The sequence below is a fragment of the Robbsia andropogonis genome (assembly GCF_000970345.1).
GTDB classification, from domain to species: Bacteria; Pseudomonadota; Gammaproteobacteria; order Burkholderiales; family Burkholderiaceae; genus Robbsia; species Robbsia andropogonis.
Genome location: NZ_LAQU01000014.1, coordinates 111,643 through 126,488, shown reverse-complemented (window position 1 = coordinate 126,488; position 14,846 = coordinate 111,643). Strand labels below are relative to the sequence as shown.

Annotated in this window: 10 protein-coding genes and 1 riboswitch; of the genes, 4 read left to right on the top strand and 6 right to left on the bottom strand. The window is 54.6% G+C overall.

From position 1 onward, the window contains the following. The first annotated feature begins 93 nt into the window (after positions 1-93). The 3 genes from WM40_RS14530 (at position 94) to WM40_RS14520 (ending at position 3,288) form a co-directional block, all read left to right on the top strand. On the top strand, positions 94-942 hold the full coding sequence (locus tag WM40_RS14530; RefSeq protein WP_046153192.1) for a LysR family transcriptional regulator: 849 nt from the start codon (positions 94-96) through the stop codon (positions 940-942). A 31-nt stretch (positions 943-973) separates the two neighbouring features. Continuing rightward, positions 974-1,783: a helix-turn-helix transcriptional regulator gene (locus tag WM40_RS14525; RefSeq protein WP_046153191.1), complete on the top strand. Its 810-nt coding sequence runs from the start codon at positions 974-976 to the stop codon at positions 1,781-1,783. Between the two features lie 98 nt (positions 1,784-1,881). After that, positions 1,882-3,288 carry an NAD-dependent succinate-semialdehyde dehydrogenase gene (locus tag WM40_RS14520; RefSeq protein ID WP_046153227.1) on the top strand — a complete coding sequence of 469 codons (1,407 nt, stop codon included), beginning with the start codon at positions 1,882-1,884 and terminating at the stop codon, positions 3,286-3,288. A gap of 653 nt (positions 3,289-3,941) precedes the next feature. On the opposite strand, the gene WM40_RS14515 is transcribed toward WM40_RS14520, so the two are convergent. The 4 genes from WM40_RS14515 to mntP all read right to left on the bottom strand — a co-directional run bounded on the left by WM40_RS14515 (position 3,942) and on the right by mntP (position 11,232). Next, on the bottom strand, positions 3,942-6,260 hold the full coding sequence (locus tag WM40_RS14515) for a M23 family metallopeptidase (protein ID WP_157685802.1): 2,319 nt from the start codon (positions 6,258-6,260) through the stop codon (positions 3,942-3,944). Positions 6,261-6,297: 37 nt separating this feature from the next. Beyond that, positions 6,298-8,877, bottom strand: coding sequence for a type VI secretion system Vgr family protein (locus WM40_RS14510; protein WP_162199076.1), 2,580 nt, complete (start codon positions 8,875-8,877; stop codon positions 6,298-6,300). 184 nt (positions 8,878-9,061) lie between these two features. Then, positions 9,062-10,132 carry a porin gene (locus WM40_RS14505; protein ID WP_330218164.1) on the bottom strand — a complete coding sequence of 357 codons (1,071 nt, stop codon included), beginning with the start codon at positions 10,130-10,132 and terminating at the stop codon, positions 9,062-9,064. Positions 10,133-10,668: 536 nt separating this feature from the next. After that, on the bottom strand, positions 10,669-11,232 hold the full coding sequence (gene mntP / locus WM40_RS14495; RefSeq protein WP_024904704.1) for a manganese efflux pump MntP: 564 nt from the start codon (positions 11,230-11,232) through the stop codon (positions 10,669-10,671). Between the two features lie 8 nt (positions 11,233-11,240). After that, positions 11,241-11,413, bottom strand: a riboswitch (yybP-ykoY riboswitch). A 140-nt stretch (positions 11,414-11,553) separates the two neighbouring features. Here mntP and gloA2 point away from each other — a divergent pair. Continuing rightward, on the top strand, positions 11,554-11,940 hold the full coding sequence (gene gloA2 / locus WM40_RS14490) for an SMU1112c/YaeR family gloxylase I-like metalloprotein (RefSeq protein WP_201779138.1): 387 nt from the start codon (positions 11,554-11,556) through the stop codon (positions 11,938-11,940). Positions 11,941-11,973: 33 nt separating this feature from the next. Here the strand turns inward: gloA2 and WM40_RS14485 are convergent, their stop codons facing one another. Then, complete coding sequence (locus tag WM40_RS14485) at positions 11,974-13,446, bottom strand: aldehyde dehydrogenase family protein (protein ID WP_024904706.1); 1,473 nt, start codon at positions 13,444-13,446, stop codon at positions 11,974-11,976. Next, complete coding sequence (locus WM40_RS14480; protein ID WP_024904707.1) at positions 13,443-14,720, bottom strand: NAD(P)/FAD-dependent oxidoreductase; 1,278 nt, start codon at positions 14,718-14,720, stop codon at positions 13,443-13,445. Before WM40_RS14480 ends, WM40_RS14485 begins: the two co-directional genes overlap by 4 nt. Positions 14,721-14,846 lie beyond the last annotated feature (126 nt).

Here is a 14,846-nt window from a genome sequence, read left to right as displayed (position 1 = left end):
TCGCGCGCGAATAAGAGTAGACTCCGATATGCTTCGGAAGGCCCGCAGCGCCGCCGCTTCCGGTACCAGAAATGTTCTTGAAAGAAAATCGCGATGCGTCCGTTACCGCCCGAGTTGCTGCGTAGTTTCTTGGTCGTTGCCCAGACAGGCAGCTTTACCGCGGCATCGGAACTCGTCAATCTTTCACAGTCCACCGTAAGCCAGCATATTCGCCGACTGGAAGAACTATTGGATCGCGCGCTGTTCGAGCGGGACACGCGCAAAGTCAGGCTAACCGAAAGTGGCGAAGCACTTCGTCGGTACGCCAGTCGCATTCTCGAATTGATGGACGAAGCCGTGATGTCCGTCTGCGGTCCGCCATTGGCGGGGACGGTCCGGTTGGGATTGTCTGAAGACTTCGCCTCGACACGTCTGACCGACACACTCGCCCAATTCATGAAGCGCAATCCCGAAGTCGCATTAGCCATTGTGACCGGATTGTCAGGCGAGCTTTTTGACGCTTTCGACGAAGGCAAGCACGATTTGGTATTCGCCAAACGGATTGCCGGAAGTCGCCGTGGGCGCGTAGTGCGTTCCGAGCCGCTTCTCTGGTGTACCGGACCGGGGTCGCCCTTCACCGGGCGAGAACCGACACTGTCTCTTGCATTGCACCCGGAACCGAGCGTATCACGACAGCGTGTGCTCGAAGCGTTGGAAAACGCCGGGCGCCCCTATCGCATCGCGGTAACGAGCAGCAGCGTTGCGGCGCTACGCGCGGCTACCGCGGCAGGAATCGGTATTGCGGCGTTTTGCGGGTACGTCATCCCTGACGGCCTTATAGCATTAGCGTCCGACCTTCCGCCGCTCGGCAATCTTGATTACACGGTTGAACGCCACTCGTCCGTGTCACGGGCGACACTCGCGCTCGAAGCGACACTCGTTGCCGCCGCGTCCGATCTGTAGCTGTTGCGAATCAATACACGTCTAGCGTCACATGGTCAAGAAAACGTCGCCAGAGCAACGTCGCGAGTTGGGTACCTTCCTCTCGAGCCGACGTGCTCGTTTATCGCCAAAAGCATTTGGCTTGCCAGAGACATCACGCCGTACGCCTGGGCTGCGACGCGAGGAAGTGGCCGTGCTTGCAGGCGTCAGTGTCAGTTGGTACACCTGGCTCGAGCAAGGGCGAGACATTCAACCTTCAGCCGAAACGCTGCGACGAATCGCAAAGGTCCTCCAACTCGATCAGGTGGAGTCATCGCACCTCTTCGCGCTGTCCACACGCGACGCCCCGGCTATCGTCTCCGGCGGTGGCGTCACCGATGGCCTTGAGAGGCTGGTCCGTGCCATTAATCCCATTCCAGCCTACGTGCGCAATACCCGGCTAGATATCCTGGCCTGGAACGATGCCATTGCGGACCTTTTCGTCGATTACGGCGCGTTGCAGCCACACGAACGTAATACGCTACGTCTGCTGTTCCTGTATCAGCCGTATCGCACGTTGATCCGCGATTGGGAGCAAATGGCGCGAGGGATGATTTCTACATTTCGCGCAGCCCGCGCACTCGCGCCGGACAAAACACCTTTCGATCTGCTCATTGCGGAACTGTCCGAGGAGAGTGGCGAATTCCAAGCCTGGTGGCAAGACACCGATGTGAAGGGCTTCGCCGAAGGCAGCAAACACCTGCAGCACCCTACGTTGGGACGGGTATCGTTTACGTACGTCGCGTTGACACCGGAGGGGCGGCCTGATCTCTCGTTGGTAACGTATATACCCAAACCCCCAGCCTATGACTCGCAGTCATAGGATCAGCAGACGCCTAGCGCGCGGCGCGGCGCTTGCCTACAGTGACGTCAAGCGCGGTGCTTCATGCGCTATTGCCCATCGTCTTGGAGGTAATCACCATGTCAAACGCAGATACAGCGTCGACCGCGAATGTTGCGACATCGCGGAATCCCGCCACAGGCGAATTGATCGCGACTTATCCTTTTCAAAACGCCGATGAGGTAGAACGCCTCCTCGACGAAAACGCATCGGCCTCCCGGCTCTGGCGGGCAACCCCCATGCGCGAGCGGGTTGCAGCCTATCATCGTCTTGTTTCGATCTTGCGCTCTCGCGCCGATACCTTGGCTGCGCTGATCACAATGGAAATGGGCAAGACGATCAACGCGGCACGCGCCGAAGTGGAAAAATGCGCGGCGACGATCGATTGGATTGCTGAGCATGGCCCGGCGATCATTGCCGACGAGCCAGTCACGGTCGATGGCGACGATAGCGTCCACGTGTCGTATCTACCGATCGGCACAATCCTCGCCGTCATGCCGTGGAATTTTCCGCTGTGGCAGGTGATCCGCGCGTCGGCCCCGATCATGCTATCGGGCAATGGCTTCATCTTGAAGCACGCGCCCAACGTGATGGGTGCCGCGTATGCGCTGCAGGATATCTACGATGCAGCCGGGTTTCCGAAGGGGGTGTTTGCGCTTCTCAATACCGATAACGACACCGTTGCCCGCGTCATCGAGGATGATCGTGTGGCAGCAGTAACGTTGACGGGCAGCATGCGCGCCGGTGCCGCGGTTGCCGCCGCGGCAGGACGTGCGTTGAAAAAGAGCTTGCTGGAGCTTGGCGGTTCCGACGCCTTTATCGTGTTGGCGGATGCCAATATCGATTTGGCGGTGCAGGCTGGCATTGAAGCGCGTTACCAAAATGCCGGCCAGGTTTGCCTAGCCGCCAAGCGCTTTATCCTGGAAAAGCCGATCGCGGAAGCCTTCACACACAAGTTTGTCGCGGCGGCGAAGCAATTGAAAGTTGGCGACCCGCTAGACCCAGAAAACGCAATGGGGCCAATGGCGCGACACGACCTGCGCGACGAATTGCACAGTCAAGTGAACCGCAGCATCGCCGCCGGTGCCACGCTCGTGCTCGGCGGCAATCAAGTAGCAGGGGTAGGCAATTTTTATGAACCCACGGTATTGACCGATGTCTTGCCAGGCATGGCCGCTTTTGACGAGGAGACATTCGGCCCTGTTGCGGCAATCGTCGTGGCAGACAATGCAGAGCATGCCATTCAGCTCGCAAACACCAGCGATTACGGATTGGCAGGGGCGTTGTGGACGGCTGATGTCGCGCGAGCACAGCGTATCGCGCGCCGGCTGGAGACAGGTGGCGTGTTCATCAATGGCTTCTCGGCGTCGAATGCGCGCATTCCGGTGGGCGGCGTGAAGAAAAGCGGATACGGACGCGAACTGTCGCATTTCGGCTTGCGCGAATTCACGAATGCGCAAGCCGTCTGGGCAAAGCATGTCGACTGATAGCCCAAGGCGTTAGCGAGCCGGGAGACCGAACAATGGTGCACAGTCTGTTCGGTCTTTGACAAGTTTCTTTGTTTTTAAGTCCCATACGCCGGGGTAACTGAATTTGCCACATTGCATATCACCATCGGCAGAGACATAACGTCCATCCGGGGATATCCTGCCTAGGCTATCCCGATCGTACGCCAAAGCCTCTCTACGCATTCTTTCCATCGACTTTCTTTCACTGTACATGCCTCGAAAGGACGCTAACGGTCGGGTTCCCTTTAATTGAGCAACGCGCGCTATGTAACCAGGGGGGGACACTCCAACGAGATCGTATGAAAGGTAAATACCCTTTTTCAAATTAACGTCGACCACAAACCCTGCCCTGACAGGAATATGTGAAGCCTGAACTCGACCTCGCCGACACTCGATAACATCCTGCACTGAAACGAAAGATATTTCATCGAGTATTATTAGTGACTTATCCCAATTAAAAAAGGGATCAATAGTCCCCTGCACACCTGTAATTTTGCATTGCCGTGTGGATGGCCCATCGGAGTCCATTTCGATCAATCCACTTCCATTTCCATATTCAATATAACTTAATTTCCCTGCATTTACAAAAGTGCAAAAAAGACATGGTATTGCAAAAAAAAATTTCAACACATTCAATTGATCAACCCCAAAGCATGAACTGTTAAGGTGTAACGCTTTTCATCATCGTTGTAGCCACCATTTATCGCATACGTAACTCTCCGCGAAATAGACATGCCAATATTCACATCACTTTTGGCATTTGGATGAACACCACTTCCACGATCTATTTCCGCTTTTACTTTGCTCCGCTTAAATGCAATGTAAAACCCTCCGCTATCTATGCAATTGTAGGGCGTTGCAATAAGTCGTTCCGGATAATTTATCGATGCCGGGCGACGCCTCATCTGCGCTACATCGCGCTTCCTATAGCCATCGTCGTCCCACCAACGAGCATCGAATTCGGATCTCCGTAGCCATCCTCTGTAAACCCAATAGTCGGCGTAATTAGCTCTTCCTGTTAGTTGCTTAAACCCACGCCCTCGGAATTTTTGTGCATCAATGTCTCCCACATTACCGCCAATCCAGCTATAGGAGATCTTAATACGCTTTCCAAGACCATTAAATTTTTCAGAACAATAATAGCGGTCGCTTTCATCCGTAGTTGATCCATACCAGTGGCCTAACTCAGCTTCAGATCTTCTGGATGCAAACTTATTGCTAGCTTCTTGCATTACCTTCAATGACAATGATTCCACCGCCCCTTGCCCGAGAAAATGCGATTGCCGTATGGGGTTTGTAATCACATACTTCTGCATTACTTGATTGAGTGCCGTCCGATAGCGTTCCCTGGTCGCCTCCGGTGTAACTTTATAAATGCGAGCCAACGTGGACTTGTCAATCCAGCCGCACTTCCGCATCCAGTTGATAAATTCGATTGGATGAAAGTGCCACAATGTAGGTGCTATATCCAAGGCCGCATCGAACCACCACTGCAGGGCATTCGCGTGGGCTTTGAACGCAACGTATTGCTCATGCGTCATGGCAGCACGCGACGGGCTCTCACCTGAAGCACTGTCCCGCAATAAAAATTGATAGGTCGAATCGAAATGGGCGGCATCCCATTCGGTGCGGAATTCGCAGACAAGTCGGCGCATCTTCTTCCGCAATGCGGGATTGCGTAGCCGGCTGAGCGCATCATCCTCTGTTATATCGGAGGGTTGATTCACATCAAGCAAATTCAAAACGGCTTTCGCACAACATCGACCATCGCTGGTCAAACGTGTACCGGCCTCTCCATCATGAATACGCTGCCAGCCAAGAAACCGTGGAAAATCCGCGTCGGACAGCTTGACCACCGATGGCACATTCAGATCAACGTATGCAATCTCATCACTCGGAGACGCAATACACTGCCAGTTCCCGACACCTGCAGGAAGGGCATCCTCGCCGACGATCCGCCCATATCGCAGCAGTTCATACGTAGGCGATTGGTTATTCGGTGCAAGCAGATTCGCAATCTTCGGCATCTCGAATTCATAGGGTTTTCCGGGAAAAACCGCACTGCCAAGAAGGACCCCATCTTCCGAATAAGTATTGGTGTGACAGTGTCCTTTCGCAAAATGCACCGTCAACCATAGCGACTTATCGAGCGTTCCCACCTGATTCTGCCCTTCCGGTTCTGGTTCGGGAAACGCTCGTCGTCTCCGCGTTGCCGCATCTGAAGTCACGCTACCACGCGCTACACCGAGAATGCGAATATCCTCCCCTTTTTCAAATGCAGCCTTCCTCTTACGCCACTGTTTGTACTTTACTGACGCTTGAGCCTGTGTCTTGTCGAATAATGCCGTTCCGGCGGGCAACAGGAAATGCATATCGCCCCATAGATCGGGGTCACCGGAGTTATCGCCAGCGCGAAAAACCCTGTACGCTTTGTCTCCTCGCTTGATTAGTTTGTCGAGTCCTCCCTGATCGGTAAAGATTTCGAAATGAATGGCGCGCGCACCAGCGATCACGCCGCCGCTACCGACGATTTCTTTACGAATGATTTCCTTACCGCTAGATACCGTTACGGAAGAAAGGTGCATGTAGACGGACCAAAACCGTATCGTCGTATCCTTTCCTAACTCTGCCTCGTGCTCAATTACCACGCATCCGTCGTCCGTCCAACTCGCATTGGAATCAGTACTCATGGCGTAATTCAAAGGATGCGACGGATCATCACTTTTTTCGGTCGGGGCACGGACATACACCACCTTGCCGTCAGCAACACACGCAATTGGCGATGTTCCGTACAATAAATGTACGCCCCCATGCCACCTTAAATTTGCACTTAAAGGGTAGGTTCCCGATCCGAAAGGGGAATCAGGAAACATCGCTTCCGAAAATGCCATGTCGCGCTCTGCATCACCGATGTCAGCATCTTTAAATAAAACAGGATAGCTAATTATCATAATTTTAAAATATTTTATCTATTTATTTCTCACAGCGTCATTGCGAAAAGAAAAATTTCCCGGGTGCCGCCAAGTCAGATCGAGGCAATTGGGGCAATACATGGTCCTTTTGCGTCGGCCCATCGAAAGCATAATTCGCACCTTTGACATCGATATCCCCAGGAGAATGTAGCTCGATTTTCCCGTCCGCAATTCGAATATATGCGCCACCTGAGGTCAGAAGAATACCTTTCTCTGCGACCACCAAAACATCATCGGATATCGATGCTACGGTCAGGCGCTTTTGCGCATCCAACTCGACGCTATCGGATTGCGCCTGGACCATCACCTGCCCTTTCTGCGCAAGAAGCTTGATACCCCCATTTTTTACAAACATGCTGATCTTTTCTGTGACTGAAGCAATAAGGGATTTATCGGAAACACTATGCATGCTTCCACCGCTTATCGAAGTCACATTTTGGGACACGGCGACATGCGCTGATCCTTGTGTAGACAGTCCAATGCCGCTCGGGCTCGCAATCAGCATCACCGGCTCCATGAACTGCTTGGCGCGGCCCGTTCCACCGCCAGCCGTATTCCCTCCTGATACGGCAACGCTTGGCGCCTCACCTTGCAAAGTGTCATTGAATTTCCTCAATGCGATAGCGGCGCTCTCCAAGCCTTCCGCCTGCGCTTGCATCGCGCATGCCGACAAATCCTCATTAAGTGTCACGCCATTGGCCAGTGGTGCGGAAGCACTACCCACCGCCATTGGCTCGCCTACAGCAGGATAGGTCGATATATGCAGCCCTTGCGCAGCGTGTACCGCGCCGCATTCGCTTGTCATAAGATCGAAGCCGGTACCTTTATAGGTGCCACGCGTATTGCCGCCATGATCGATCATGTAGCCAAGGTGCAAAGACGACTGCGCGGTGCTGCTATAAAGTTGCAGTCGGCTCTGCCCTGTTGCGTCGTCCATCACCAGCTGGTTATAGCCGGCACCGCTATACTCTTTAGATTTGAAGCCAGAAAGCAGGCCGTTTGAATGCCAAGGCGGCTTTTTCTCGGCATTGAAAAGTCGTCCGGTACAGATCGGACGGTCGCAATCGTCGTCTAGCCACGAAATTATCACCTCTTCGCCAATACGCGGAACGTGTGTACTCCCATACTGGCTGCCGCTGCTGGCCTGCACGACCCGGACCCAGCAAGATGCATTCTGATCTCCCGAGTTCAGCCGATCCCAGTGCATTTTTACCTTGACACGATTCAGGCTGTCCGTATGGACCTCATCCCCATCGGGGCCCGCTACCGTCGCGGTCTGCATCTGTATATTCGGCTTGGCATGTTCCGGTGGGCTTCTAAATGGTACATGGCGGCGCTGCGCTTCGATCTCAACGAAGAAATAGCCATCGTCGGATCCATCACATGCATATGCGCACCTTTCGTTTGCCGACCCCGCTGGCGCGCCGTAGTGCCCATCCTCCACTCGCGCTCGCAATCCGCTGCGTTTTCGCGCGTCATCGATTAGCGGTTTTATGCTGAATAAATAATCTGTAGCCTCGGATGATGTCGCGATATTGCTTTCCATCGCCCACCGTACCGATAGCACTGCAAATTCGCGGTCTTGCGGGTGCTCCTTCCTATGTACACTGTGGTTCTGAAGGGTGAACCACTGGCCTGCATCGATACTCCGGATACTTCCACTACCAAAGAATCGCTTCGCGCGAGACTCCCACTCCTCCATCCGAATCTTTGAAAGTGTGTCACCGCGCACTTGCCGGTTATACGTATAAGCACCCGTGTATTCGTACACTTCGGCTTGTAAGGGTATCGTTCCCTGACTGGGTAGCGTCGGCGTATGGGTGCCTTTGCCTGGCGCGGAAAACGGGGACTTGTAGTCGAACGTGCGCGTGGTGAGCTGCGTGCTCTGCAACGCGCGCGTGCAAGACCAATGGGTCAGCGAGTCAGCTTCACTACTGATCCCGGCACGATAGAAATCGACTGATTTACCGGCATTCTGAGAAAAGGTAAACAGGTTGTCCGTGATGGTCAGCATGTGTGATTTTCCATCGTCCGCCTGCGTGAAGAAGCCAAAAAGGCCCTCGTGCTCCATCAGGCGATGGACAAAATTCCAGTCATCTTCGTACTCCATGCAAAAAGAACGCTTCGGAAGCCCAGACGACAACACAAACTTATACGCACCGCGGCCTTGGGGATGTTGATCAAAAACATCTGCAATGATCTGGTCGGCGCTTTTTTCCTGCCATATACGCGCGTCTTTGCGGAACTTCAGGAAATGTAGCCAACTGGCAAACGATAATTGATACGTTGTCAGCGTACCGTCAGAACCAAGCAGTCGGGCGGTATTCACGTAGCCATGAAACGGCCGATATGAATGATCAATCTGTTGAATCCACAGCGTCACCGGCTGAGCAATCAGCGTTTTCAGCGCGAGTCTTGATGTTGATACCGCTTCCACCGTAAAGGAAAATTGCCGGCCGATAACACTCTCGCCCACGGCACGCACAGGAATAAGCGCATTCCGTCCAAGCGGCGTGTCGAGTCGGAGCAGTCGTGGCGACTGCGATAGCGTGTTTGGATTGCACGTGGAAACGTGCATGTCGCCCTGTAAAGCCATGATGTGCATCGTGCTCAAACGCCCCTGACAGGGCAACGAGCATCATTCTGCGGACTTACAGCCCGAAAGAACAAGGGCGACCTGCACTAGGATTTTATTTAAATTCCAGCAATGAACACGTTCCCATCTTCACCATCGACCGTCTCAACGCGTAAACATGTCATTCACTGCACCACCTTCCGCATCAGAATCGCGTCCGCATACCTATAGCGACAATCGCCTGGCGATTCGAGCTTGATGGTGTGAAGTGATAGATGGATGCCTCATCAAGCACGGCGATATTCGCACCGCTCACGTGCTGATACGTACCCTCCAGATAGACATCGGTACGTTGGCTCAGCGCATAGTCGATCTGCACTGTTCCTTGCATCCACTTCGGATGTTCCGACGTACCTGGCCGCACATAATGGCCTTGCGTATAAGTAACAGCGCCGCCAAGCGACAATGCCGGCGTCAGCGCATACTTTCCGTTTAACTCATAATTGTAGAGCGTCATGAAATCGCCAGTGAATGCGGCATAGCTGCCACCTGAATCCACTGCCGTTGGCGCATCGATCGATGTTCGACTTGCAACAAAGCCGATCTGTGCGTTGGAGAAAGCGTATTGAACACCCCCCGCATAGACGCGCTGTCGCTGCCCCAGAAACTGTGCATTGCCGTCGCTACTGCTGATGGCCCCGGAGACATTTCCAGAACGTGAGCCGCCCGGCTGATTTGCTTGGAAGAAAGCGGCGGCAAGCGAAAGGCCGCCGTAAGCATACTTTCCGCCGAACGTGAATGCGTTGTTCTCCCGGAAACCGGACGCGGTGTTGCTGAATGCGTAACCACCGCCAAACTCGAATCCATGAAAATCCGCGCTACGCAGCATCACGGAATTGTTCATCCGCATGCTGCCTGCCATGTTGTCACTGTCAAAGGGATGCGACGCCAGATTGCCACCAAAACTGCCAGCAGCCGACAACGGTGCGACGAAAGTTGCAACCGAATCGTATTGTCGGCCGAGCGTGACTCGGCCAAAGCGAGCGCTGCGCAAGCCTACAAATGCCTGTCGCCCAAATTCATCATTACCATTGGACGACTGACCTGACCCGATATTGAAGCCATTTTCCAACGTAAAGATTGCCGACAAGCCGCCGCCAAGGTCCTCGCTGCCACGCAAGCCCCATCGGCTGGCATTTACATTGCCGCTCTGCAGCGAAAGGGCGGCCGCCAGATCCGCCCGTGGAGGCTCGCTGATTGCTTGCGTAATCGACACCCACGTCAAGCAAACCGTATAGCGTCACGCTGCTCTGTGCATGCGTTGAAGCTGAAAATACTGCTGCCGAGAAGGAAACCACCGCTGCTATTACATTCTTTCTCACGCCCTTTGCTCCTTAAGTAGGCAATCCCTGCTTCCCCATTCCGTTGCAAGCGACAACGGTTTTTGGTGACGTGGCCCGGGAAAAGATACACAGCTCCGACCTGCCAAACGGCAAGCTTGGCATATCAATATAACGACGTCATGAAGGGTTCAGAAGTAAATGACGGCACGATGAAGCCGTTTATCGATACCGGTCAGAAAATCGACGTATCGAAAAAGCCGTGATTGTAGGGCGATGCGGCTGCCGATGGCACCTGGCGCGGTCAGCCGGAAAACGAGGCATGGTTGGGTAGGATGCGGGGGAACGTCGGATGGTTTCGCGAGGTCACGCGGCCTTTCGAAGACTGATACCAGACGATTTTCAGTGCGCACAACCGGCTTGAAGTTGCGGTCTTGACGTACAAACATCGGACCTGCCCATTAGCCAACGACTAGCCTCCGAGGTGTTCGACGAGAATCAGCACACCGATGCCAATCAAGACAACCCCGCCAACACATTCCGCACGGCGGCCCACCACGCTGCCCACGACACGTCCGATCATTACGCCAATCGTTACCATGGTCGCAGTAGCCAACCCGATGGCTGCGGCCGTGGAATAGATATTCACGTCAACGAATGCGAGGCCTGCACCCACCGCCATGGCATCAATGCTGGTGGCAAAACCCGTGAGGGCCAACACCCAGAATGAATGCATCGCGGGCTTCTCATTGTTCACTTCCTCGACTTTGAAGCTATTGACGATCATGCGACCGCCAAGAATACCGAGCAATACGAAGGCTATCCAGTGATCCCAGGCTGACACGTATTGGGCGGCAGCCTTACCCAGGAGCCACCCGGCGATAGGTGTCAACGCTTCGATTACACCGAAAATTAAACCGGTTCTGATTGCTTCGCGCCATTTAGGACGATGCAATGTGGCACCTTTGCCAATAGAAGCGGCAAAAGCATCTGTGGACATGGCAAAAGCCAGGAACAGTATCGCGACAGGATTCATCTATTTGGGCGCTCTAGGTCGGGCAATAAACCACGACACATCGCTGCACTCGACCGGTTGCGGCGATGTGTCGATGGTCTCGCCAACCTAAAGCAGGGTAGCTGCGCCACGGTCTGGCCGACCGAGAATGTTGACGCAACTGCTTCCGGATGGAAGCCGGCTACTCCCCAAAGACAAGCAGTAGCTTATCATGACCGAAAGGAATTCGTAAATTTTATGATATAGCGTCAATCGGAACGACGGACCGCCCGGGCCAAATAGGGAGTGTGTACGTACAGTAGAATCGATGGATCCAGCAGCCATCCGCAGAGACACATGTCCGTGAAAATTTCAGGCATCCACCACGTGGCCATCATTGCCTCAGACTACCAACGCTCGCGCCGCTTTTATACCGAGATACTGGGACTGGAGATTGTGGCCGAGGTATATCGCGCGCAGCGCAATTCCTACAAGCTCGACTTGCGCATGCCAGACGGCGCGCAGATTGAACTGTTTTCCTTTCCATCGCCGCCACCGCGTACTAGCCGGCCTGAGGCATGCGGCATGCGGCATCTCGCTTTCCGTGTAACAAATCTCGATACTGCAGTAGAGGCCTTGCGCGAACACGAAATTGAACCAGAGCCCATACGAGTGGACGAATACACAGGCAAACGATTCACTTTCTTCGCCGACCCGGATGATCTCCCCCTGGAATTGTATGAAATCTAAAGCGCTTCGCGACGCGAGGGTCTCTGGCTTTTTCTAGGTCGACTCGACGTAGCCCAGAATCGCCTTGGTCTCCAAATATTCTTCCAAGCCAAAAACCCCATATTCCCGGCCATTCCCGGAACGCTTATAACCACCGAACGGGGCAAACGCGTCCCACGCGGGATAGTTAATGTGAACCTGACCGGAACGGATTCGTCCTGCAACAGCCTTTGCCGCTATGAGGTCACGGCTTTGTACATGCGCGCCAAGCCCATACGACGTGCTGTTGGCAATCGCCACCGCCTCATCGACAGAATCGTAGGGCATGATGCAAAGCACCGGCCCGAATATTTCCTCTTGTGCAATACGCATCGAGGGCGTGACATCGGAAAAAATTGTCGCCCTGGCGAAAAACCCTTTCTGCATGCCGTCAGGTCGGCCAGGGCCGCCGCAAATACGCCTCGCACCTGACGCCATGCCCTCTTCAATCAACATCTGAACACGACCATACTGCGCTGCGTTTGCGATCGGGCCCAGAACCGTGCCCTCGACGCTTGGATCACCGACTGTCATTGATTCCACCGTCTTCAATGCCAGAGCCTCCACTTCCGCCAAACGATTCCGTGGCACCAGCATTCTAGTCGGAGCACTACAAGACTGACCTGCATTACGGAATCCGGACATCACGCCCTTGGGCACGGCGTGCACGAAGTCCGCATCAGGCAGAAAAACGTTCGGTGATTTCCCCCCAAGCTCCTGCGTCACTCTCTTGAAAGTGGGAGCGGCGGCTTGGGCGACCAAGGCACCCGCGCGGTTAGAGCCCGTAATCGAAACCATGTCCACATCCGGATGCGCCGCCAGCGCCTCCCCGACCTCCGCGCCGCTTCCAAGCACCATGTTGAAAATGCCTGCCGGAACGCCAGCATCGTGTACAACCTGCGCGAAAAGCATTGCGCTCAACGGCGCCAGTTCGCTTGGTTTCAGTACGACGGCGCAGCCTGCTGCCAGGGCTGGTGCCACTTTAGCGGTAATCTGGTATAGCGGCCAGTTCCATGGCGTAATCAAGGCGCAGACACCAATTGCCTCACGAGCAATCGCGGTTGAACCGCTGGTCTGTACAAACGGATAAGTCCGCACCACGTCTCGCGCCACGCGAACATGTTCCGCCGCCAGGGGAACCTGCGACATCCGCGCGAAGTCAATGGGTGCCCCCATCTCCATTGAGATAGCGCGGGCAAACTCCTCTTTCCGCTCAAGAATCAACCGATGGACCTTTTCCAAGATAGCCGCACGATACGAAGGCTCCGTCATGGACCAGTCCGGAAACGCAGACAATGCGGCCGACACGGCCATATCCACGTCATGCGCGGTGCCCAGGGCCACATCACCGATGGACGCCTCCGTTGCGGGATTGATGACCTCGGCAAGGCCACCGCCGTGTTCCGGTGCGCGCCACTGTCCGCCGACATACACACTTTCTGCCAATTTCTCGGCATCCAGACAAGGAAGATGCAATAAAGTAGTCATCGAAGGAAATCCTGGAAGCGATAGTAGGCACCGATCAAAGGCAGAAACCACGGTTTTCCAAAATGCCCGGGTATCGCCTTCCACTCGAAATCACGCCACGGATTGAGGTCTGTACGGCCGTCCAATACGTCGGCCATCACAGCGCCCATATACGTGGACATATGTGTACCATGACCGCTGTAACCCATTGAATAGAAGACGCCATTACGTTCACCAGCCCTAGGCAGGCGATCCCGGGTCATGTCCACCATGCCGCCCCAGCAATAATCGATTTGCGCATTGGCAAGTTCCGGGAACGTTTCGCCCAACGCTTGCGTCAAGATCATGCCACTTTTCGCGTCGGAAGCCGGATTTGATTCCGCGAAGCGTGCGCGGCCGCCGAACAACAGTCGGTTGTCTGGTGTAACACGAAAGTAGTTCACAAAGTTCTTCGTATCAACGTACATCCGCCGGTTAGGAATGAGCTGGTCCAGCAACGTCGTACGCAACGGTTCTGTGACAATCAGGAATGCACCGACAGGGATGATCCTACGACGGAACCAACCCAGTGGACCAAAACGCGATGTACCACTAGCGAGCAATACCTGAGACGCCTCGATTGACCCATCGGCGGTCTTCACCACGTGACGTTGACCATTGATCCGTTGAAGCCCAATCATCGGCGAATTCTCATAAATCCGGACGCCCTTCCTGACTGCCGCCTCCGCAAGCCCATGCGCAAAACGGCCGACGTGCATGCCCGCACTTTTCTCATAAAGCAGGCCTCCAAAGTAGCGATCACAACCCATTTCGTTACGTATATCGCTTGCGCTGACCATGCGTGTATCGGGATCGACTTCGCGCGCCAGTATCTCTTGGGACCTTGCAAGCTTATCGTAATGCTCAGGCTTGGCGGCAAGTTTGAGTTTTCCTACCCGCCTGAAACTGCAGTCGATCCCCTCCTCTTGAATGATGGATTCGACCTTGGCTACACCTGCATCGAAACTTCTATAAAGCATATTTGCGGTATCGCGACCTAGCTGCGCCGACAGCGTCGCATAGTCTTGCGCGAAGCCGTTATTACACATGCCGCCGTTCCGGCCCGATGCCGCGTTACCAACCAGGCCTGCCTCCAGCACCGTGACTTTTGCGCCTTTCTTTGCCAAGGCGAGCGCGGCTGACAAGCCCGTAAAGCCTGCACCAATCACCACGACATCCGCGCTTCCGTGTACCACGCCATGCGCCCCTTTCGTGAAGCGCGGCGCGGTATCAAGCCAATAGGAAGTCAGTTTCATATCAGGTGCATATCAAGATGACACTTTGCGCTTCGCCGCACCCGCGGCGTCAAACCACGGATACCGCCCCCCTCTCCGTTACCGCCCCTTGACCAGACAGAAATCAATAACGCTTGGCAAAGCCGT

Coding starts and splice junctions, on each gene's coding strand:
- WM40_RS14530 (WP_046153192.1), top strand. CDS start 94: ATGCGTCCGTTACCGCCCGAGTTGCTGCGTAGTTTCTTGGTCGTTGCC.
- WM40_RS14525 (WP_046153191.1), top strand. CDS start 974: ATGGTCAAGAAAACGTCGCCAGAGCAACGTCGCGAGTTGGGTACCTTC.
- WM40_RS14520 (WP_046153227.1), top strand. CDS start 1,882: ATGTCAAACGCAGATACAGCGTCGACCGCGAATGTTGCGACATCGCGG.
- WM40_RS14515 (WP_157685802.1), bottom strand. CDS start 6,260: ATGATAATTAGCTATCCTGTTTTATTTAAAGATGCTGACATCGGTGAT.
- WM40_RS14510 (WP_162199076.1), bottom strand. CDS start 8,877: ATGGCTTTACAGGGCGACATGCACGTTTCCACGTGCAATCCAAACACG.
- mntP (WP_024904704.1), bottom strand. CDS start 11,232: ATGAATCCTGTCGCGATACTGTTCCTGGCTTTTGCCATGTCCACAGAT.
- WM40_RS14485 (WP_024904706.1), bottom strand. CDS start 13,446: ATGACTACTTTATTGCATCTTCCTTGTCTGGATGCCGAGAAATTGGCA.
- WM40_RS14480 (WP_024904707.1), bottom strand. CDS start 14,720: ATGAAACTGACTTCCTATTGGCTTGATACCGCGCCGCGCTTCACGAAA.